This is a genomic window from Neisseria gonorrhoeae, from assembly GCF_013030075.1.
In the GTDB taxonomy this organism is placed as follows: domain Bacteria; phylum Pseudomonadota; class Gammaproteobacteria; order Burkholderiales; family Neisseriaceae; genus Neisseria; species Neisseria gonorrhoeae.
On sequence record NZ_AP023069.1, the window covers coordinates 1222877 to 1242407 of the forward strand.

The following is a 19531-nucleotide window of genomic DNA, read 5'->3' on the forward strand; positions in this document are numbered from 1 at the left end:
CCGTGAACTATTGCGAATTTGCCGCCTCACTTCCCGAAAACACCGACAACCCGAACAAACATTACCACGATACGCAATACGGTTTTCCGATTAAGGACGACAACGGACTGTTTGAACGGCTGGTGTTGGAAATCAATCAGGCAGGATTAAGTTGGACGCTGATGCTGAAGAAGCGGCAGGCGTTTCAGACGGCATTTGAAGGTTTCGACATCGATACGGTCGCCGCATTTGGCGGAGCCGATATTGAACGGCTGCTTACCGATGCGGGTATTGTCCGCAACCGTCTGAAAATCGATGCCGCCATTTTCAATGCACGGCAAATCCAAGCGTTGCAACAAGAACACGGTTCGTTCAAGAACTGGCTCGACGCGCACCATCCGCGAAGCAAAGACGAATGGGTCAAACTCTTTAAAAAACATTTCAAATTCGTCGGCGGCGAAATCGTCGGCGAATTTCTGATGAGTACCGGCTACCTCAAAGGCGCGCACGCCGAAAGCTGTCCGGTTTACCGTAAAACCCTGAAATACCACCCGAAATGGCTCGATGCCGTCTGAAAAACCAATGAACAGAAGAACCTTCCTCCTCGGCGCAGGCGCGTTGCTTCTTACCGCCTGCGGCAGAAAATCCGCCCGAACCCACGCCAAAATTCCCGAAGGAAGCACCGTGCTTGCCTTGGGCGATTCGCTCACCTTCGGCTACGGAGCAAACCCCGGCGAATCCTACCCCGCGCAACTGCAAAAACTGACGGGTTGGAATATTGTCAACGGCGGCGTATCGGGCGATACGTCCGCGCAAGCCCTATCGCGCCTGCCCGCGCTGTTGGCACGCAAACCCAAGCTTGTGATTGTCGGCATAGGCGGCAACGACTTTCTGCGCAAAGTTCCCGAGGAGCAGACCCGCGCCAATATCGCGAAAATCATCGAAACCGTGCAAAAGGAAAACATTCCCGCCGTCCTCGTCGGCGTGCCGCACATCACACTGGGCGCGTTGTTCGGGCATTTGAGCGACCATCCGCTGTATGAGGATTTGTCCGAGGAATACGGCATTCCGTTGTTCGGCGGCGCGTGGGCGGAAATTTTGGGCAATAATAATCTGAAATCCGACCAAATCCACGCCAACGGCAAAGGCTATCGGAAATTCGCCGAAAATTTGAATCAATTTTTGAGAAAACATGGGTTTAGATAAACAAAGGTTTATCCGCACCCAAGTTGTTTATATAATCATGAACCGACTGGGACACCAAACTGCTTCGGGACGCATATGCCGTCTGAAGTGCAAAACCTACGCCATACAGCCGCATGAAGTTGCAGCGGTATGGCGTTTTTTGAGAAAGACGGCCTGCCGGTTCAGACGGCATGACCGACCGTCCGAACCTGCTGCGGATAAAGCCCGGACAGGCTGAAATCATGGAATATTGCGAACCTGAAGAAGCATCCGACCCGTACGCAACATACAGGCGTGCCAACCTGATGGCGGGGCTGCCGCTGTTTGTCGTGATTTTGGTTCTGCTCAATGTTGTTTTTCCGCTTCCGGCTCATCCCTTGGCTTGGCTGGTGCCTGCAGGTTTCATGGTTTTGGGCGGCGGCTTTCCCTTATCGCTGCCGCTTGTGGCGCTGCTTGTCCCGACCTGCTGCATTCTGGCGCGTTGTCCGCCATTATCCCGCCTTTTGTGCCACCCTTGCCCGAATCATCCGATGTCTAAAAATTCTGCCTGATGGCAGCCCTACAAACCCGAAGGAGTAGAAATGAAACTGTCCGAACTGTTCAACCCCAACGAATTTGCCGCGCGCCATTTGAGTTTCGGCGACGAAGCGGCGTTGCTTGCCGCTGTCGGCGAGAAGAGCATGGACGACTTTGTCGGCAACACCTTGCCGCAAAGCATCCGTATGCCGTCCGAACTCGATTTGCCCGAAGCCCTGACCGAGGCGGACGCATTGGCGAAATTGAAAGGCATCGCGTCGAAAAACGTGATCAACAAGTCCTATATCGGCTTGGGTTATTACCCGACCCGCGTGCCGAACGTGATTTTGCGCAACGTATTGGAAAACCCGGGCTGGTACACCGCCTACACGCCGTATCAGGCGGAGATTGCCCAAGGTCGTTTGGAAGCGTTGTTGAACTTCCAGCAGGTGTGCATCGATTTGACCGGTTTCCCTGTGGCGGGCGCGTCTTTGTTGGACGAAGCGACCGCCGCCGCCGAAGCGATGGCGATGGCGCACCGCGTGGGCAAAGTGAAATCCGAGCGTTTCTTTGTGGATGCGCGCGTGTATCCGCAAACTTTGGACGTGATGAAAACCCGCGCCAAATATTTCGGCTTCGAGCTGGTGGTCAGCGATTTTGCCCAAGCGGATGAAGGCGAATACTTCGGCGCGCTGTTCCAATACGTCGGTAAAGACGGCGACGTGCAAGACTTGCAGGACGTTATCGGCCGTCTGAAAGCCAAAGGCACAATCGTTGCTGTTGCCGCCGACATCATGAGCTTGGTTTTGCTGAAGTCTCCGGCTGAATTGGGTGCAGATATTGCTTTGGGCAACACCCAACGTTTCGGCGTACCGATGGGCTTTGGTGGTCCGCACGCCGCTTATTTCGCGTTTAAAGACGAGTTCAAACGCTCCGCCCCGGGCCGCATCATCGGCGTATCCAAAGACGCATCGGGCAAACCTGCCTTGCGCATGGCTTTGTCCACCCGCGAACAACACATCCGCCGCGAAAAAGCGACATCCAATATTTGTACCGCACAGGCATTGCTGGCGAACTTGGCGGGCATGTACGCCGTTTATCACGGCCCCAAAGGCGTGAAACGCATCGCCAACCGCATTCACACACTGGCTTCCGTCTTTGCCGACGCGCTGGTTTCAGACGGCCTCAAAGTGGTTCACGAAGTCTTCTTCGATACCGTTACCGTCGATTTCGGCAGCAAAGAGAAAGCAGACCAAGTGTTTGCCGCTGCTTTGGAGTCGGGTTACAACCTGCGCCGCGTCAACAATACTCAAGTTGCGGCTGCATTCCATGAAACGTCGGTATACGAAGATTTGGCCGATTTGTACCGCGCGTTTACCGGCAAGGATACGTTCACATTTGCCGATGATGTCAAAGGCCGTCTGAACGCCGAATTACTGCGTCAAGACGACATTCTGCAACATCCTGTGTACAACAGTTACCACACCGAACACGAAATGTTGCGCTACCTGAAAAAACTCGAAGACCGCGACTTGGCTATGAACCGCAGCATGATTTCGCTCGGGAGCTGCACCATGAAGCTCAATGCGACTGCGGAAATGTTGCCGATTACTTGGACTGAGTTCTCCGACATCCACCCTTACGCTCCCGAAGCGCAAACCGCCGGCTACCGCGAATTGCTTGCTGATATGGAAAACAGCCTGAAAGCCATCACCGGCTTTGACGCGATTTCCTTCCAGCCCAACTCCGGCGCACAAGGCGAATACAGCGGTATGCTCGCCATCCGCCGTTATCAGGAAGCCCAAGGCGAAGCACACCGCAACATCTGCCTGATTCCCAAATCCGCCCACGGCACCAACCCCGCCACCGCCGCCATGCTCGGTTTGAAAGTCGTCGTCGTCGATACCGACGAACACGGCAACGTCAATATTGACGATTTGAAAGCCAAAGCCGAACAACACCGCGATGCCTTGTCCGCCATCATGATTACCTATCCGTCCACACACGGCGTGTACGAAGAAGGCATCCGCGACATCTGCCGGATCATTCACGAAAACGGCGGACAGGTTTACATGGACGGCGCAAACCTCAATGCCCAAATCGGCATCATGCAGCCCGCCGAAGTCGGCGCGGACGTGTTGCACATGAACCTGCACAAAACCTTCTGTATCCCTCACGGCGGCGGCGGCCCGGGCATGGGTCCGATTGGCTTGAAAGCCCACCTCGCCCCGTTCGCACCGGGGCATACCCTGACCGACACCCACAGCGCAAGTGCCGGGCAAACCTCCGTTGCCGCCGCAGCCTTCGGTTCTGCATCCATCCTGCCGATTACTTGGATGTACCTGACCATGATGGGCAAACAAGGCATGGAACAGGCAACACGCTGGGCATTGCTCAACGCCAACTATGTCGCTAAACGCTTGAGCGAAGACTATCCGATTCTGTATACAGGCAAAAACGGCCGCATCGCGCACGAATGCATCGTCGATTTGCGTCCGCTCAAAGCCGAAAGCGGCATCACCGAAACCGACATCGCCAAACGCCTGATGGACTACGGCTTCCACGCGCCGACGGTTTCCTTCCCTGTTGCCGGCACGCTGATGATCGAACCGACCGAGAGCGAAAGCAAAGCCGAACTCGACCGCTTCATCGCCGCCCTGAAATCCATTCGCCGCGAAGTGCAGAAAGTCATCGACGGCGAATGGCCGAAAGACGACAACCCACTGGTCAACGCGCCGCACACCGCCGCAGATATAACCGGCGAATGGGCGCATCCGTACTCTCGCGAAGAAGCCGTCTTCCCGCTGCCCTTCGTGCGCGAACACAAGTTCTGGCCCTTCGTCAACCGCGTGGACGACGTGTACGGCGACCGCAACCTCGTGTGCAGCTGCCCGCCGATGGAAAATTATGAAGACTGACTGTTGAAACCCCGAAGACAAATGCCGTCTGAAACACTTTCAGACGGCATTTTCGTCAACGGCAGACCGGTTGCACCGATACACGTATCTCGACTATAACTTTATAGTCAATTAAAATCAAAATAGGACAGTAGTGCATCGTCAAATCGGGCGTAATCAGACAAAACGGTTCGCAGATACCGCTTAATATTCGCCCACACTTTCTCAATCGGGTTGGGCTCAGGCGAACAAGGTGCGGGAGGCAATACCTTATGTCCCAATTTTTCCGCCGTTCCCCGTAAGGCACCCATACGGCGAAATCGCGCATTATCTGAAATAATCACCGATTTTTGAGCCAATGCGGGCAGTAGGCATTGCTGAAACCGCGCTTCAAAAAAGACCCCGGCCACCGTATTTTGACAAACCATCGGAGCAATCGGCCGGTTGCCGACTTGTGCGGACACCAAAGATAAGCGCCGGTATCTTTTCCCACTTATCCGCGCTTTCGCCATTTGCCCTTTCAGGCTGCGGGCATAGGGGCGGAACAGGCGGCGGTCGAATCCTGTTTCATCCGGACAAACGCGTTGGCAGTCGGAAAATCCGGCCGGCCGTGTCAAATAATGCGTTACTTTGGCCGGGTCTTGTTCTTTGTAAGCGGCGGTCTTTTTTTGCGCGCCATCCGCATCTGTTTGGGCGCATGGCAAACGGCGGCTGCCGTACAATCAAAATGTTTGGCGATTTCATGCAGACAGGCATCCGGATGCCGCCCGACATATCGAGCCGGTTTTTGCCTATCCGATTTGGCGGCATTTAGGCCGGTAACTTGATGTTTTAGGCTGCCTGTTTGTTTTTTAAGGCGAATCCGCAGGTAAAGCGTGTTTCTTGACAAGTTAAACGTTGCTGCGGTTTGGCCGGTGTTTTTGCATTGTCCGTAATATAGCGGATTAACAAAAACCGGTACGGCGTTGCCCCGCCCCGGCCCAAAGGGAACGGTTCCCTAAGGTGATGGAGCGCCGGGCGGATCGGTTCCGTACCATTCGTACTGCCTGCGGCCCGCCGCCTTGTCCTGATTTTTGTTAATCCGCTATGGTTTAAAGCTTTGTTTCTTAAGTCCGCAGAGTATGCCATGGTTAAACCTTCAACGTCGAGTGTTGTACTATTTTGTTTTTAATTGAATATAAAACAAATGGGTTAAACCAGTATCCATACATCAGCTTTTTTATCATCCTACTTTTTATTCATCCGATCGGGCAGACAGATTTCAAAGATGAAAAGCCTATTCTATTCACACCCATTTGATGTCATTTCCACACGGACGAACAAATAAATTCCCATAAAAAAACGGAGCAGATACCTGCCCCGTTTTTTAATTTAATCCGAATTTAGAATTTTGCACCGGATTGGTTTGCCATATAGTCAACAGCCGCTTTGACTTCGTCATCGCTCAAACCTGCATTGCCGCCTTTGGCCGGCATCGCGTTAAAGCCTTCAAGGGCATGTTTGTGCAAGGTTTCTTTGCCTTTTTTGATACGCGGTGCCCAATCGTCTTTTTTGCCTATGCCGGGAATACCGGGAATCGAACCGCCGTGGCACACCTGACAGGTTGCTTCGAAGACTTTTTTACCGTCAACGCCGACCGCAGGGGCTGCCGCACCCTTGTCTTCTGCCTTCGCTTCTGCCGGAGCTGCACTATCGGCAGGAGCAGAAGCTGTTCCTGAAGCGGCATTGTCGGCAGGCGCAGCCTCATCAGGATTCGGGAAAGAACCGCCGCTTTTATTCGCCATGTAGGTAATCGCCCGTTTGAGTTCCTGATCGGTCAGGTCTGCCGCACCGCCTTTGGCAGGCATGGCGTTAAAGCCGTTCAGCGCGTGTTGGAACAAGGTATCGAAGCCTTGCGCGATACGCGGCGCCCAGTCGCCGTTGTGTTCCAGTTTCGGAGCGTTCGGCACATTGCTGTCCGCCGCGTGGCATTGGATACAGATTTTGCCGAAAATCTGTTCGCCTTGGCGTTCGCCGACGGGGATGCCGTCACCCATCGTCAATTGTCCGACAGGCTGGATGCGGGTCTGCGTTGCCGCTTCCGTAGTGGCATCGACATCGCCGAACGATCCACTGCCCGCCAGCTTAATCAGGAAATAAAGGACTGCAATAACAATAACGATACCGCTCACAAGGGTAAACAGTGCAGAGCCTTGGGCTTTGTTGTCGCGGAGTTGTTTCATTTGGTAGGCCTCGCCGTCAGGTTAGGTTGTGCTGTAGATTATAGTTTGGCGTGTTAAACACAGTTAACAATATTTTGCTGGATTATACTGAATTCACATGGTCTTTCCAATCGCTATCATTGAAAATATGAAAAAATTTGCCAATGGTATCTGTACAAAACAAATAATCCGTTGAAAATACCGGATTATCTCCAAGAAAACTCCCCTTGTGCCGCCATACGCCGCCTGCCGGCGCAAGATAACCTTTGCCAATTTGCAGAATTTACGTTAACCTTACGTTTTCCGCACCCATAGCTCAGTTGGAAGAGTGTCAGTTTCCGAAGCTGGAGGTCACAGGTTCGATCCCTGTTGGGTGCGCCAATTATAAAGAGGCCGTCTGAAAGATAAATATTTTTCAGACGGCCTTTTGACTTACTTCAAATTCTTATTTCAACACTTCGGCAAGCGCATCGGCGACATAAGTGATATTTGATGTATTCAGCCCGGCGACGCACATCCTGCCGGAATCCAGCAGGTAAACGGCAAATTCGTCGCGCAACCTGCGGACTTGCCCCACGCTCAACCCCGTGTAGCCGAACATTCCGCGCTGTTTGATGAAATAAGTGAAATCGCGGTCGGGGATTCGGGCGGTCAATACGCCGTAAAGTTTCTGCCGCATCGCACGGATGCGGTCGCGCATCATATAAACTTCGTTTTGCCACAAGGCGTAAAGTTCGGAGCTGTTCATCACGTCGGCGGCGATATACGCGCCGTGCGCGGGCGGGCTGGAGTAGATGCGGCGGACGGTGAATTTGAGTTGTCCGAACACCAAATCCGCTTCTTCTTTATTGGGGCAAACCACGCTTAAGCCGCCGACGCGTTCGCCGTAGAGCGACAGGTTTTTTGAAAACGAATTGCTGACAAACAGCGGCAAATCCATTTCCACCGCTTTGCGGACGGCGTAGGCATCGCTGTCCAAATCGCCGCCGAAGCCTTGGTAGGCGATGTCCATAAACGGAATCAGTTTGCGCGTTTTGATGATCTGCAACACTTCGTCCCATTGCCGTTCCGACATATCCACGCCGGTCGGGTTGTGGCAGCAGGGATGGAGGATGAGGACGCTGTTTTCGGGCAGGGTGTTGAAAAACGCGGTCATTTCGTCGAATTTCACGCCGACAGTGGCAGGGTCGTAATATGGGTAAGTGCCGACCTCGAAACCTGCGCCTTCAAAAATGCCGCGATGGTTGTCCCAAGTCGGATCGCTGACGTAGGCGCGCGCTTCGGGAAACCAGCGGTGCAGGAAATCCGCCCCGACTTTGAGCGCGCCCGAGCCGCCCAGAGTCTGTACGGTAACGATGCGTCCCTGCGCGAGCGCGGGGTTGCCTTTGCCGAACAACAAATGCTGCACCGCGCTGCGGTAAACGTCCAAACCTTCCATCGGCAGGTAGGGCGACGGCGCAGGCACAGCGGTGCGGGCGGTTTCGGCACGGCTTACGGATTCCAATACGGGCATTCTGCCTTCGTCGTCGAAATAAATGCCTATGCTCAAATTGACTTTTTCGGGGCGCGGGTCGTTTTTGAAGGTTTCGACCAAACTCAAAATCGGGTCGCCGGGATAGTATTCGATGTGTCGGTACATAGTCCTTACCTTTTGCTTTTCAAAGGATTTTCTTTTTCAACAGTACGCCGCTTTCGATATGGTGCGTAAACGGGAATTGGTCGAACAGGGCGGCACGTCCGACCGTATGGGTTTCCGTCAAGGTGTCCAAATTGGCGCGCAGCGTTTCGGGATTGCAGGAAATGTAGATGATGTTGTCGAACTGCGACACCAGCTTCAAAGTTTCCTCATCGATGCCGGCACGCGGCGGATCGACGAAAATAGTGGAAAATGCGTAATCCGTCAAAACAATACCGCTCTCCTTAAGGCGTGTAAACTCACGTTTTCCGGTATAGGCTTCGGTAAACTCCTCAGCAGACAGGCGGGCGATTTTGATGTTGCCTATCCAGTTTGCCTCAATATTCCATTGCGCCGCACTGACGGAGGTTTTGGAGATTTCGGTTGCCAAAACCTGTCGGAAATATCGGGACAGCGGCAGGGTGAAATTGCCGTTGCCGCAATACAGTTCGAGCAGGTCGCCGCCCAAGCCTTCCGCCGCGCGGCACGCCCATTCGAGCATTTTCCGGCATACAGCGGCATTCGGCTGGGTAAAACTGCCTTCGATTTGGCGGTAGTGGAAATCGCGGTCGCCGACGCGCAGGGTTTCCGTCACATAGTCCTGTTTTAAGACTATTTTCTGCCCCCTGCTCCGCCCGATAACGGAAATATCCAACTGTTGCTGTAACGCTTGCGCCGCCTTCATCCACTCATCATCAAGCCTTTTGTGGTAAATCATGGTAACCAGCATTTCCCCGCTGAGCGTGGACAGAAATTCGACGGCATACCAATGGTTTCTCAGTTCGGCAGATTGGGCGGCAACGGCAATCAATTCGGGCATCAGGCAGTTGACTGCCTCTGAAGCAGCATCGAAACGGTCGCAACGGATCAGGCTTGCCCCGCTAGCCTTCTGCCCTTTTTCAAACATGGCGTAAAACATTTCACCGCCTTCGTGCCAAATGCGGAATTCGGCGCGCATGCGGTAGTGTTTGTCCGGAGATTCGTACACTTCCCACTCAGGAACATCCAAACCTGCAAAAAGGGTTTTAAGGTAGTCTTTTTTACCTTGAAGCTGCTGCGTGTAGTCATTCATATCGCTATCCTGAAAAATCAGGCCGGATTATAAGCCGATTTTCCTCGCCGCACGCAAACTCTTTGACTGCCGCCCCTTCAATGACGGACGGGCTTTTGTGCTAAAATCCGCCATCTTTCCACACTATACCGATAAAGGGAAAAATCATGGCAGGCAACACTTTCGGACAAATCTTCACCGTGACCACCTTCGGCGAAAGCCACGGCGCGGGTTTGGGCTGCATCATCGACGGCTGCCCGCCCGGCTTGGAATTAAGCGAAGCGGATATCCAATTTGACCTCGACCGGCGCAAACCCGGCACCAGCCGCCACGTTACCCAACGCCGCGAAGCCGACCAAGTCGAAATCCTCTCCGGCGTATTCGAAGGCAAAACCACCGGCACACCCATCGCCCTCCTAATCCGCAACACCGACCAGCGCAGCAAAGACTACGGCAACATCGCCACCGCCTTCCGCCCCGGACACGCCGACTATACCTATTGGCACAAATACGGTACGCGCGACTACCGGGGCGGCGGCAGGAGTTCCGCCCGCGAAACCGCAGCCCGCGTTGCCGCCGGAGCCGTTGCCAAAAAATGGCTGAAAGAAAAATTCGGCACGGAAATCACCGCCTACGTTACCCAAGTCGGCGAAAAAAAAATCCGGTTTGAAGGCAGCGAACACATTTCCCAAAATCCTTTTTTTGCCGCCAACCAAAGCCAAATCGCCGAACTGGAACACTATATGGACGGTGTGCGCAAATCCTTGGATTCCGTCGGCGCGAAACTGCATATCGAAGCCGCCAACGTCCCCGTCGGTTTGGGCGAACCCGTTTTCGACCGCCTCGATGCCGAAATCGCCTACGCGATGATGGGCATCAACGCCGTCAAAGGCGTGGAAATCGGCGCAGGTTTTGACAGCGTAACGCAACGCGGCAGCGAACACGGCGACGAACTGACCCCGCAAGGCTTCCTGTCCAACCATTCGGGCGGCATCCTCGGCGGCATCAGCACCGGGCAAGACATCTGCGTCAATATCGCCATCAAACCCACCAGCTCCATCGCCACACCGCGCCGAAGCATCGACATTCACGGCAACCCCGTCGAACTCGCCACCCGCGGCAGGCACGATCCCTGCGTCGGCTTGCGCGCCGCGCCGATTGCCGAAGCTATGCTCGCCTTGGTTTTAATCGACCACGCCCTGCGCCATCGTGCGCAAAATGCGGATGTTGCCGCGGATACGCCCGATATTTCCCGCTCGGACAAGTAAAAAGATTTAGCCAAAACACGGGCTTTATACTAAAATACCGACCATTGCCGTGCCGTCTGAACGCACGATTCTTAGAGGAATACAACCGAAATGACACAAGAAACCGCTTTGGGCGCGGCACTGAAATCCGCCGTCCAAACTATGAGCAAAAAGAAACAGACCGAAATGATCGCCGACCACATCTACGGCAAATACGATGTATTCAAACGCTTCAAACCGTTGGCGCTCGGCATCGATCAGGATTTGATTGCCGCTTTGCCGCAATACGATTCCGCACTGATTGCACGCGTCCTCGCCAACCACTGCCGCCGTCCGCGCTATCTGAAAGCCTTGGCGCGCGGCGGCAAACGTTTCGATTTGAACAACCGTTTCAAAGGCGAAGTTACCCCCGAAGAACAGGCGATTGCGCAAAACCATCCTTTCGTGCAGCAGGCTTTGCAACAGCAGTCCGCCCAAGCTGCCGCCGAAACGCCGTCTGTTGAAGCCGAAGCAGCCGAATCTTCCGCAGCAGAATAAATCCCCAAACGAAATGCCGTCTGAAAACCGATTTGGTTTCAGACGGCATTTTTTCGTATGCGGCAATCACGGCTCAAATATCGAGTTGCGCCGTATCGCCTTCGCGTTCCATCCAAGCGCGGCGGGCGGCGGCTTCGCCTTTGCCCATCAGTTTGACGAAGATGTCGCGCGTCTCGTCATCCGCGCCTTCGGGGATTTGCACCTGCAACAGGCGGCGGGTGTCGGGGTGCATGGTGGTGTCTTTGAGCTGGTCGGGGTTCATCTCGCCCAAGCCTTTGAAACGGCTGATGGAATAGGCGGTTTCTTTAACGCCTTCTTTTTGCAGCCGCTCTAAAATGCCGTCAAGTTCGTTTTGGTCGAGGGCGTAGAATTTGCGGGCGGGTTTGCTTTTGCCTTGTGCGTTGACATCGACGCGGAACAGCGGCGGCTGGGCGACGTAGATGTGTCCGTCGGCGACCAGTTTGGGGAAGTGGCGGTAGAACAGGGTCAACAGCAAAACCTGAATATGCGAACCGTCCACGTCGGCATCGGACAAGATGGCTATTTTGCCGTAGCGCAGGCCGCTTAAGTCGGGATGGTCGTTGATGGCGTGCGGATCGACACCGATGGCGACGGAAATGTCGTGGATTTCGGCGTTGCCGAAAAGCTGGTCGGGGTGGACTTCAAAGCTATTGAGCACTTTGCCGCGCAGGGGCAGGATGGCTTGTGTGGCTTTGTCGCGGGCGAGTTTGGCGGAGCCGCCGGCGGAATCGCCTTCGACGAGGAAGAGTTCGTTTTCGCGGATGTCTTCGCTTTCACAGTCGGTCAGCTTACCGGGCAGGATGGCGACGCCGCTGCCTTTTTTCTTTTCGATTTTTTTAACCGAACGTATCCGTGCCTGTGCCTGACGGATGGCGAGTTCGGCGATTTTTTTGCCGAAGTCCACGTTTTGGTTCAGCCACAATTCCAAAGGATCGCCCGATACGGCGGCGACAAGTTTCAGCGCGTCGCGGTTGGTCAGCTTGTCTTTGGTCTGACCTTGGAATTGCGGGTCGAGGACGCGGGCGGAGAGGACGAAGGCGGTTTTTCCGAACACGTCGTCGCTTTGCACTTTAACGCCGCGCGGTAAGAGGTTGTGCAGGTTGATGAAATTGTTGACGGCGTTGAACACGGCTTGTTTCAAGCCTGCTTCGTGCGTTCCGCCCAGCGAGGTCGGGATAAGGTTGACGTAGCTTTCGTTGGCGCACGAGCCTTCTTCCAGCCAAGTCAAAGCAAACGCGGCACCTTCGCCAATGCTGAAATCGCCGTTGTGGCCGTCTGAAATGTAGTTTTCGCAGGAGAACAGCGGCACGGCTTCCTGTGCGTCGGCAATCAGGTCGGTCAGATAGCTTTTCAGACCGTCGGGGTAATGCCAGGTTTGGGTGTGCGCTTCGTCTTCGCCTTTGACCGGACGGGTCAGGGAAACGCGCACGCCCGGCAGCAGCACGGCTTTGGCGCGCAATAGACGCTCGAGTTCGGGAATGCTGTAATTCGGGCTTTCAAAATATTTGCCGTCCGGCCACACGCGCACTTCGGTGCCGCTGTCTTTGACGGCGCATTTGCCCACTTGTGCCAACGGTTCGACCACATCGCCGCCGGCAAACACGATGCGGTGGACTTTGCCGTCTCGTTTGACACTGACTTCAAGTCGGGTGGAAAGCGCGTTGGTAACGGATACGCCCACACCGTGCAGGCCGCCTGAAAAGGCATACGCACTGCCGCCGTCTTTTTTGTTGAACTTGCCGCCCGCGTGCAGGCGGGTAAACACGAGTTCGACTACGGGTACGCCTTCTTCAGGGTGCAGGCCGACGGGAATGCCGCGCCCGTTGTCGCGCACGGAAAGCGAACCGTCTTCATGAATTTGCACGTCGATTTCAGTGGCGAAACCGCCCAACGCCTCGTCCGCCGCGTTGTCGATGACTTCTTGGCAGATATGTGTCGGGCTGTCGGTGCGGGTGTACATGCCGGGACGTTCTTTGACCGGCTCCAAGCCTTTGAGGACGGTGATGCTGGATTCGCTGTATTGGTTGTTTTTAGCCATAGGAATAATCTGAAAGTAAGAAAAACAACGCTTTCAGACGGCCTGAAAGCGTTGCGTTCCGTTGTTTTACCGGTTGCCGGAAGGTTGGCGGGCGGCAAAGTCTTCATAACTTTCCATACCGCGCAGGAAGCGGGAAGAGAGTTCTTTCAACGCCCCCAAATAAACGTCGCGTTTGAAATCAATCACTTCGTCAACGGGCGCCCAATATTGATGCCAACGCCAGCCGTCAAATTCGGGGTGGCGGGTGGCGCGCAGGTTGACATCGCAATCCCGGCCGGTCAGGCGCAGGAGATACCAAATCTGCTTCTGCCCGCGATAAGAGCCGCGCCATTCGCGGCGCACCCAGTTGTTCGGCACGTCGTAACGCAGCCAGTCGCGCGTCCGCCCGACGATTTTGACGTGTTGCGGCAGAAGTCCGACTTCTTCGTAAAGTTCGCGGTACATCGCGGTTTCGGGGCTTTCGCCGGGCTTGATGCCGCCTTGAGGAAACTGCCATGAATGTTCGCGCACGCGCTTACCCCAAAAGACTTCGTTACGTTCGTTAATTAGGATAATACCGACATTGGGGCGATAGCCTTCCCTGTCCAACACGGTGTCGCCCTCCGTTAAATTCAATCTTGGGATTTTCCCACAAATCGGACGGTTTTGACAAATCGGACGGTATGGTTCAAGCATGTCGAAACACGGACGGATTCGGGAAAATATCTTAAATTTGGTTTACAATAATACGTTTCAAATTAATTCCGGAATCAGACTATGTTAGATATCCAATTGCTCCGCAGCAACACCGCCGCCGTTGCCGAACGGCTTGCACGGCGCGGTTATGACTTTGATACCGCGCGTTTTGACGCACTGGAAGAACGACGCAAGTCCGTTCAGGTGAAAACCGAAGAACTACAAGCCTCGCGCAACAGCATTTCCAAACAAATCGGCGCACTGAAAGGTCAGGGCAAACATGAAGAGGCGCAGGCGGCCATGGATCAAGTCGCCCAAATCAAAACCGATTTGGAACAGGCTGCCGCCGATTTGGATGCCGTTCAAAAAGAATTGGACGCATGGTTGTTGAGCATACCTAACCTGCCGCACGAAAGCGTACCTCCCGGTAAAGACGAAACCGAAAACGTCGAAGTCCGCAAAGTCGGTACGCCGCGCGAATTTGATTTTGAAATCAAAGATCATGTCGATTTGGGCGAGCCTTTGGGCTTGGATTTCGAAGGCGGCGCGAAACTCTCCGGCGCACGATTTACCGTGATGCGCGGACAAATCGCCCGTCTGCACCGCGCCTTGGCGCAATTCATGCTCGATACGCACACGCTGCAACACGGCTACACCGAGCATTACACGCCTTATATCGTTGACGATACGACGCTGCAAGGCACAGGTCAGCTGCCCAAATTTGCAGAAGATTTGTTCCACGTTACCCGCGGCGGCGATGAAACCAAAACCACGCAATATCTGATTCCGACAGCCGAAGTTACCCTGACCAATACCGTTGCCGGCAGCATTATCCCGTCCGAACAACTGCCGCTGAAGCTGACCGCGCATTCGCCCTGTTTCCGCAGTGAAGCGGGATCATACGGCAAAGACACGCGCGGCCTAATCCGCCAGCACCAGTTCGACAAAGTAGAAATGGTACAAATCGTTCATCCCGAAAAATCATACGGCGCGCTGGAAGAAATGGTCGGCCATGCCGAAAACATCCTGAAGGCTTTGGAACTGCCCTACCGCGTGATTACCCTGTGTACCGGCGACATGGGTTTCAGCGCGGCCAAAACGTATGACTTGGAAGTTTGGGTTCCCGCACAAAATACCTACCGCGAAATCTCAAGCTGCTCCAACTGCGAAGATTTCCAAGCACGCCGCATGAAGGCGCGTTTCAAAGACGAAAACGGCAAAAACCGCTTGGTACATACCTTAAACGGCTCCGGTTTGGCAGTCGGTCGCACTTTGGTCGCGGTTTTGGAAAACCATCAAAACGCCGACGGCAGCATCAATATCCCCGCCGCACTGCAACCGTATATGGGCGGTGTTACCAAGTTGGAAGTGAAATAAGCCTTAACCCTGAACATAAATGCCGTCTGAAACCTGTTTCAGACGGCATTTCCTTTAAACTCTTAAAACACATCAACCGTCGGCACGAACCGCATTGCCGCAATCGCCGGTCTGTCCGACCTCGCGGATATTGGACAGCGTAACTTCCGAAATATTACCCAACGCCTCTTCCGTCAAAAATGCCTGATGTCCGGTAAACAGTACGTTATGACAAGACGACAGGCGGCGGAACACGTCGTCGGTAATCACATCGTTGGATTTGTCTTCAAAAAACAGCTCGCGCTCGTTCTCGTACACATCCATGCCCAATGCACCGATTTTCCGGCATTTCAACGCCTCGATGGCGGCGGCGCTGTCAATCAGCCCGCCCCGGCTGGTGTTGATAATCATCACGCCGTCTTTCATTTTGTCGAACGCCGCTTCGTTCAGCATATAGTGGTTTTCCGGCGTGGCGGGACAATGCAGCGTGATGATGTCCGATCGGGCATACAGCTCGTCCAAATCCACATACCTGCCGCCGAGTTTTTCCACTTCGGGGTTGCAAAACGGATCGTAAGCCAGCAGGTTCATACCGAAACCCTTTAAAATCCGCATCGTTGCGATACCGATTTTCCCCGTGCCGATAACGCCCGCCGTTTTGCCGTACATATTGAAGCCGGTCAGACCTTCCAGCGAAAAATTCGCATCGCGGGTACGCTGGTAGGCTTTGTGGATACGGCGGTTCAAAGTCAGCATCAGACCGACCGTATGTTCCGCAACCGATTCGGGCGAATAGGCAGGCACGCGCACGACTTTCAAGCCCAACTCTTCAGCCGCCTTCAAATCCACATTATTGAAGCCGGCACAACGCAACGCCACAGTTTTCACGCCAATTTGCGCCAATTTTTCCAACACGGGCCGGCTGGCGTCGTCGTTTACAAAAATACAGGCCGCTTCCGCGCCTTCCGCCATTTTCGCCGTTTTCGCATCCAGCATGAAATCAAAAAACTCCAGCTCGAAGCCGAAATGCCGGTTGGCGCGGGTAAAATGTTCGCGGTCATAGCTTTTCGTACCGTAAATCGCAATCTTCATCAATATGTCCAGTTGTCGTCTATGGTTGAGAAACGGCATAATACACCGAATTCAAACAAATCAGTAGAATATGGCGGATTAAAATTGATTTCATGCACGGCATTTCCATTTCAAAACACAAAACTCAATCGCCCATCGCCGCCAGAAGCTCCGCCTGATGTTCGGCAATCAGGGCATCGGTGATTTCTGCCAAATCGCCGTCCATCACAAAATCCAGCTTGTGCAGGGTGAGGTTGATGCGGTGGTCTGTTACCCTGCCTTGGGGATAGTTGTAGGTGCGGATGCGTTCGCTGCGGTCGCCGCTGCCGATGAGGGATTTGCGTTCGGCGGCTTCTTTGGCTTGGACTTCGCGTTTTTGCGCGTCGTTCAGGCGGGCGGCGAGGACTTTCATCGCCTGCGCTTTGTTGGCGTGTTGGCTGCGGCCGTCTTGGCATTCGACCACCATGCCTGTCGGCAAGTGGGTAATGCGGACGGCGGAGTCGGTTTTGTTAATGTGCTGACCGCCCGCGCCGGATGCGCGGAAGGTATCGGTGCGCAGGTCGGCGGGGTTCAGTTCGATGTCTTCGAGCTCGTCCGCTTCGGGCATGACGGCAACGGTACAGGCGGAGGTGTGGATGCGGCCTTGGCTTTCGGTGGCGGGGACGCGCTGCACGCGGTGTCCGCCCGATTCAAATTTCAGACGGCTGTACGCGCCGAGTCCGACAATACGGGCGATGACTTCTTTATAGCCGCCCAATTCGCTTTCGTTGGCGGACACGATTTCAACCTGCCAGCGGTTGCGTTCGGCGTAGCGGCTGTACATACGCAGCAAATCGCCGGCAAACAGCGCGGCTTCGCCGCCGCCCGTGCCGGCGCGTATTTCGATAAAGATGTTTTTGTCGTCGTCGGCATCTTTGGGCAGCAGCAGTTTTTGCAATTCGGTATCGAGTTCGTCGATTTTGGCTTTCGCCGCTTCGATTTCTTCGGCGGCAAAGTCTTTCATTTCGGGGTCGGACAACATTTCTTCGGCATCCGCCAAGTCGCTTTGGGCAAGCCGATAGTTTTGGAATACTTCGACGACGGGGGTCAGTTCGGCGTGTTCGCGCGTGAGCTTGCGGTAGTTGTCCATATCGGATGTGGCTTCGGGTTGCCCTAAAAGGTGGGTAACTTCTTCCAACCGGTCGCCGAGTTGTTGCAGTTTTTCTAAGATAGACGGCTTCATAATTCTTCCATAACAAACGCCGCCTGAATTTCAGACGGCATCAAAACGCGGTCATTATAATATATTTTCTGAATATTCAAAAAGATAATCTAGGGACGGAGCAGACTGTCGGCATTGCGTTCCGTTATCGCGGCGATTTCCGCCGCGCCGGTACCGCGTATTTCCGCAGCAATTTCGGCAATCCGAAGAATGTTGGCAGGCGTATTGACGGTGTTTTCCAACATGAACGGGCTATCCGTTTCCAATACGAAATCCCCGTCGTTCAAGGCTTTAAGCGTATCGCGCACTTTACGCGCGTTCGGATTGAGCAGCAGCGAACCGATGCCGATTTTGAACCCCAGTTTTGTCAACACGCGCGCTTCTTCCGCGCTGCCTGAGAAAGCGTGAACGATGCCGCCTTGAGTAAAGCCTGTCTGTTTGACGGCGGCGGCGATGTCGGCGGTGGCTTTGAGATTATGGATAATCACGCGGCGGCGCAGGGTTTGCGCGATGGCAAGCTGGCGGCTAAAAACTTGAATTTGCCGTTCACGCTGCGGCGGCGTTTGGGTTTTGTCGTAAAAATCCAAGCCGATTTCGCCGACCCACGCTCGGGGGTAACGCACCAATACGGCTTCCAAACCGGAAAAATCCTGTTCCGCAATGCCGTCTGAAAACCAAGGATGGATGCCCAGCGCAATACGGATTTGACCGTGTTCGGACGGCATTTCCGACAGTTCCGCCACGTCCTGCCAATCCTGCGGACAGGTGGCGGGAACGATAAACCGCCACACGCCCGCCTGTCGCGCTTCGGCAAGCACCTGCGCCAGATTGCCGCGCAAAACGGAATCGGCAAGATGGCAATGTGTGTCGGTCAGCCTCATCTTCACACCAGCCCCAACCGCTGCAACTCGTGTTTCACCCCGTCCGCGCCCCATCCTTCGGAAACGGCAAGCGTCATCAATGCGGTTGCGGTTTCCAAATTGCATTTGCCGCCGTTGACCACGCCCGCCCGACGCAGCGCGTCGCCCTGTGCGTAAACGGCGGCAGCGCAACCCTGCGGCACTTGGCTGATGTTAAGCAACAATTTGCCTTGCTGCGTAAAGTCTTGCACGGCGCGGATGAAGCCTTCGCCGGCGGGGGTATTGCCGTGTCCGTAGCTTTGCAGGATAAGGGCTTGGGCGGGAAGCTGTCCGAGCCCGTCGGCAAGTTCTTGGACGGCAAAGCCGGGGATAAGCGTGCGGACGGCGATTTTTGCCTGCGGGTCGGGATAACGGATTTCGAGGCCGTCTGAAACATCTGCCGCGTCCTGATTCGGGATGCGGACATTGTGCCAGCCCCGGGTTTCGTCCCACTCGGCAAGTGCGCCGAAATGGGCATTGCCGAAACCGGCGGCGGTTTCCGTGCTGATTTTGCTGCTGCCGACGGCGGGATACAGTTTGCCGTCAAAGGCAATAAGCGTCTGCTTCAATCCGAGTGGGAATGCGGCAACGGCAGTCACCAGATTGCGCGGCGCGTCGCTGCCCTCTGCGTTGTACGGCCATTGCGAACCGGTCAGGACGATCGGTTTGTCCAAACCTTGCAGGGCGAGGGCGAACATATTGGCGGTATAGGCGAGTGTGTCCGTGCCGTGCAGCACCAAAACACCGTCGTACTGCGGCAGCGCGGCGGCAATGATGTCCAGCCAAGCGCACCAGTTTTGCAGTTGGACGGCGGAAGAATCAATCAGCGGCTCACAAACGTGCCAATCGAAATCCATGCCGTCTGAAAACGGCGCGAGTGCCTGCCCGACCAGCGCGGTATCGGGGCGCAAGCCCGCACTGCTTTGCGTCATGCCGATGGTGCCGCCGGTATAAAGGACAAAAATTTTCTGTTTCATGGCTC

17 protein-coding genes, 1 tRNA gene and 1 pseudogene are annotated in these 19531 nt (G+C 54.7%); 8 read left to right on the forward strand and 11 right to left on the reverse strand.

What is annotated here, in order from left to right; all coding sequences use genetic code 11:
* Positions 1-2: 2 nt before the first annotated feature.
* Together HT085_RS06420 and HT085_RS06425 are read left to right on the forward strand one after the other, a co-directional pair.
* Positions 3-554: a DNA-3-methyladenine glycosylase I gene (locus HT085_RS06420; RefSeq protein ID WP_003691651.1), complete on the forward strand. Its 552-nt coding sequence runs from the start codon at positions 3-5 to the stop codon at positions 552-554.
* Entirely contained in the window at positions 544-1185 is a 642-nt protein-coding gene (locus tag HT085_RS06425; protein WP_003691652.1) for an arylesterase, read from the forward strand. The genes HT085_RS06420 and HT085_RS06425 overlap by 11 nt, the downstream gene beginning before the upstream one ends.
* Here HT085_RS06425 and HT085_RS06430 read toward each other — a convergent pair.
* Positions 1178-1357 (reverse strand): citrate (Si)-synthase, encoded by a 180-nt coding sequence (locus HT085_RS06430; protein WP_225577366.1) that lies wholly within the window; start codon positions 1355-1357, stop codon positions 1178-1180. The two genes, HT085_RS06425 and HT085_RS06430, sit on opposite strands and share 8 nt — an antisense overlap.
* On the opposite strand from HT085_RS06430, the gene HT085_RS06435 reads away from it, so the two are divergent.
* Together HT085_RS06435 and gcvP are read left to right on the forward strand one after the other, a co-directional pair.
* Positions 1356-1715: a hypothetical protein gene (locus HT085_RS06435; RefSeq protein WP_003703774.1), complete on the forward strand. Its 360-nt coding sequence runs from the start codon at positions 1356-1358 to the stop codon at positions 1713-1715. The genes HT085_RS06430 and HT085_RS06435 overlap by 2 nt on opposite strands.
* Before the next feature lie 30 nt (positions 1716-1745).
* Complete coding sequence (gene gcvP, locus HT085_RS06440; protein WP_003691655.1) at positions 1746-4598, forward strand: aminomethyl-transferring glycine dehydrogenase; 2853 nt, start codon at positions 1746-1748, stop codon at positions 4596-4598.
* A gap of 107 nt (positions 4599-4705) precedes the next feature.
* Here gcvP and HT085_RS11575 read toward each other — a convergent pair.
* Together HT085_RS11575 and HT085_RS06455 are read right to left on the reverse strand one after the other, a co-directional pair.
* Positions 4706-5514, reverse strand: a pseudogene (locus tag HT085_RS11575) (transposase); the annotation flags it as partial.
* Between the two features lie 445 nt (positions 5515-5959).
* The gene (locus tag HT085_RS06455) at positions 5960-6799 is read right to left on the reverse strand and encodes a c-type cytochrome (RefSeq protein ID WP_002216672.1); all 840 of its coding nucleotides are present in this window, start codon (positions 6797-6799) and stop codon (positions 5960-5962) included.
* A gap of 284 nt (positions 6800-7083) precedes the next feature.
* On the opposite strand from HT085_RS06455, the gene HT085_RS06460 reads away from it, so the two are divergent.
* A tRNA-Arg gene (locus tag HT085_RS06460) sits at positions 7084-7159 on the forward strand.
* A 64-nt stretch (positions 7160-7223) separates the two neighbouring features.
* Here HT085_RS06460 and HT085_RS06465 read toward each other — a convergent pair.
* Positions 7224-8417, reverse strand: a complete 1194-nt coding sequence (locus HT085_RS06465) for an amino acid aminotransferase (RefSeq protein ID WP_003691659.1) — start codon at positions 8415-8417, stop codon at positions 7224-7226.
* Between the two features lie 19 nt (positions 8418-8436).
* Positions 8437-9525, reverse strand: a complete 1089-nt coding sequence (gene trmA / locus HT085_RS06470) for a tRNA (uridine(54)-C5)-methyltransferase TrmA (RefSeq protein ID WP_003691661.1) — start codon at positions 9523-9525, stop codon at positions 8437-8439.
* A gap of 146 nt (positions 9526-9671) precedes the next feature.
* Between trmA and aroC the strand changes: the two genes are divergently transcribed.
* Positions 9672-10772 (forward strand): chorismate synthase, encoded by a 1101-nt coding sequence (aroC, locus tag HT085_RS06475; protein ID WP_003691663.1) that lies wholly within the window; start codon positions 9672-9674, stop codon positions 10770-10772.
* 90 nt (positions 10773-10862) lie between these two features.
* Positions 10863-11288 carry a ProQ/FINO family protein gene (locus tag HT085_RS06480; protein ID WP_002238237.1) on the forward strand — a complete coding sequence of 142 codons (426 nt, stop codon included), beginning with the start codon at positions 10863-10865 and terminating at the stop codon, positions 11286-11288.
* Between the two features lie 73 nt (positions 11289-11361).
* Here the strand turns inward: HT085_RS06480 and parE are convergent, their stop codons facing one another.
* Entirely contained in the window at positions 11362-13347 is a 1986-nt protein-coding gene (gene parE, locus HT085_RS06485) for a DNA topoisomerase IV subunit B (protein ID WP_003691666.1), read from the reverse strand.
* Between the two features lie 66 nt (positions 13348-13413).
* The gene (locus HT085_RS06490) at positions 13414-13938 is read right to left on the reverse strand and encodes an RNA pyrophosphohydrolase (protein WP_002234182.1); all 525 of its coding nucleotides are present in this window, start codon (positions 13936-13938) and stop codon (positions 13414-13416) included.
* A gap of 165 nt (positions 13939-14103) precedes the next feature.
* Here HT085_RS06490 and serS point away from each other — a divergent pair, with 165 nt between their 5' ends.
* Positions 14104-15399 (forward strand): serine--tRNA ligase, encoded by a 1296-nt coding sequence (gene serS / locus HT085_RS06495; protein WP_003691671.1) that lies wholly within the window; start codon positions 14104-14106, stop codon positions 15397-15399.
* A 72-nt stretch (positions 15400-15471) separates the two neighbouring features.
* On the opposite strand, the gene HT085_RS06500 is transcribed toward serS, so the two are convergent.
* The 4 genes from HT085_RS06500 to HT085_RS06515 all read right to left on the reverse strand — a co-directional run bounded on the left by HT085_RS06500 (position 15472) and on the right by HT085_RS06515 (position 19526).
* Positions 15472-16470 (reverse strand): 2-hydroxyacid dehydrogenase, encoded by a 999-nt coding sequence (locus tag HT085_RS06500; protein WP_003691673.1) that lies wholly within the window; start codon positions 16468-16470, stop codon positions 15472-15474.
* 124 nt (positions 16471-16594) lie between these two features.
* A complete protein-coding gene (gene prfA, locus HT085_RS06505) occupies positions 16595-17671 on the reverse strand; it encodes a peptide chain release factor 1 (protein ID WP_003691675.1) in 1077 nt (358 codons plus the stop codon).
* Positions 17672-17760: 89 nt separating this feature from the next.
* On the reverse strand, positions 17761-18531 hold the full coding sequence (locus HT085_RS06510; protein ID WP_010358842.1) for a TatD family hydrolase: 771 nt from the start codon (positions 18529-18531) through the stop codon (positions 17761-17763).
* A gap of 2 nt (positions 18532-18533) precedes the next feature.
* Positions 18534-19526 carry an asparaginase gene (locus tag HT085_RS06515; RefSeq protein WP_003691678.1) on the reverse strand — a complete coding sequence of 331 codons (993 nt, stop codon included), beginning with the start codon at positions 19524-19526 and terminating at the stop codon, positions 18534-18536.
* Positions 19527-19531: the final 5 nt, after the last annotated feature.

Coding starts and splice junctions, on each gene's coding strand:
- HT085_RS06455 (WP_002216672.1), bottom strand. CDS start 6,799: ATGAAACAACTCCGCGACAACAAAGCCCAAGGCTCTGCACTGTTTACC.
- HT085_RS06480 (WP_002238237.1), top strand. CDS start 10,863: ATGACACAAGAAACCGCTTTGGGCGCGGCACTGAAATCCGCCGTCCAA.
- serS (WP_003691671.1), top strand. CDS start 14,104: ATGTTAGATATCCAATTGCTCCGCAGCAACACCGCCGCCGTTGCCGAA.
- gcvP (WP_003691655.1), top strand. CDS start 1,746: ATGAAACTGTCCGAACTGTTCAACCCCAACGAATTTGCCGCGCGCCAT.
- trmA (WP_003691661.1), bottom strand. CDS start 9,525: ATGAATGACTACACGCAGCAGCTTCAAGGTAAAAAAGACTACCTTAAA.
- HT085_RS06510 (WP_010358842.1), bottom strand. CDS start 18,531: ATGAGGCTGACCGACACACATTGCCATCTTGCCGATTCCGTTTTGCGC.
- HT085_RS06430 (WP_225577366.1), bottom strand. CDS start 1,357: ATGCCGTCTGAACCGGCAGGCCGTCTTTCTCAAAAAACGCCATACCGC.
- parE (WP_003691666.1), bottom strand. CDS start 13,347: ATGGCTAAAAACAACCAATACAGCGAATCCAGCATCACCGTCCTCAAA.
- HT085_RS06425 (WP_003691652.1), top strand. CDS start 544: ATGCCGTCTGAAAAACCAATGAACAGAAGAACCTTCCTCCTCGGCGCA.
- HT085_RS06435 (WP_003703774.1), top strand. CDS start 1,356: ATGACCGACCGTCCGAACCTGCTGCGGATAAAGCCCGGACAGGCTGAA.
- HT085_RS06500 (WP_003691673.1), bottom strand. CDS start 16,470: ATGAAGATTGCGATTTACGGTACGAAAAGCTATGACCGCGAACATTTT.
- HT085_RS06465 (WP_003691659.1), bottom strand. CDS start 8,417: ATGTACCGACACATCGAATACTATCCCGGCGACCCGATTTTGAGTTTG.
- aroC (WP_003691663.1), top strand. CDS start 9,672: ATGGCAGGCAACACTTTCGGACAAATCTTCACCGTGACCACCTTCGGC.
- HT085_RS06515 (WP_003691678.1), bottom strand. CDS start 19,526: ATGAAACAGAAAATTTTTGTCCTTTATACCGGCGGCACCATCGGCATG.
- prfA (WP_003691675.1), bottom strand. CDS start 17,671: ATGAAGCCGTCTATCTTAGAAAAACTGCAACAACTCGGCGACCGGTTG.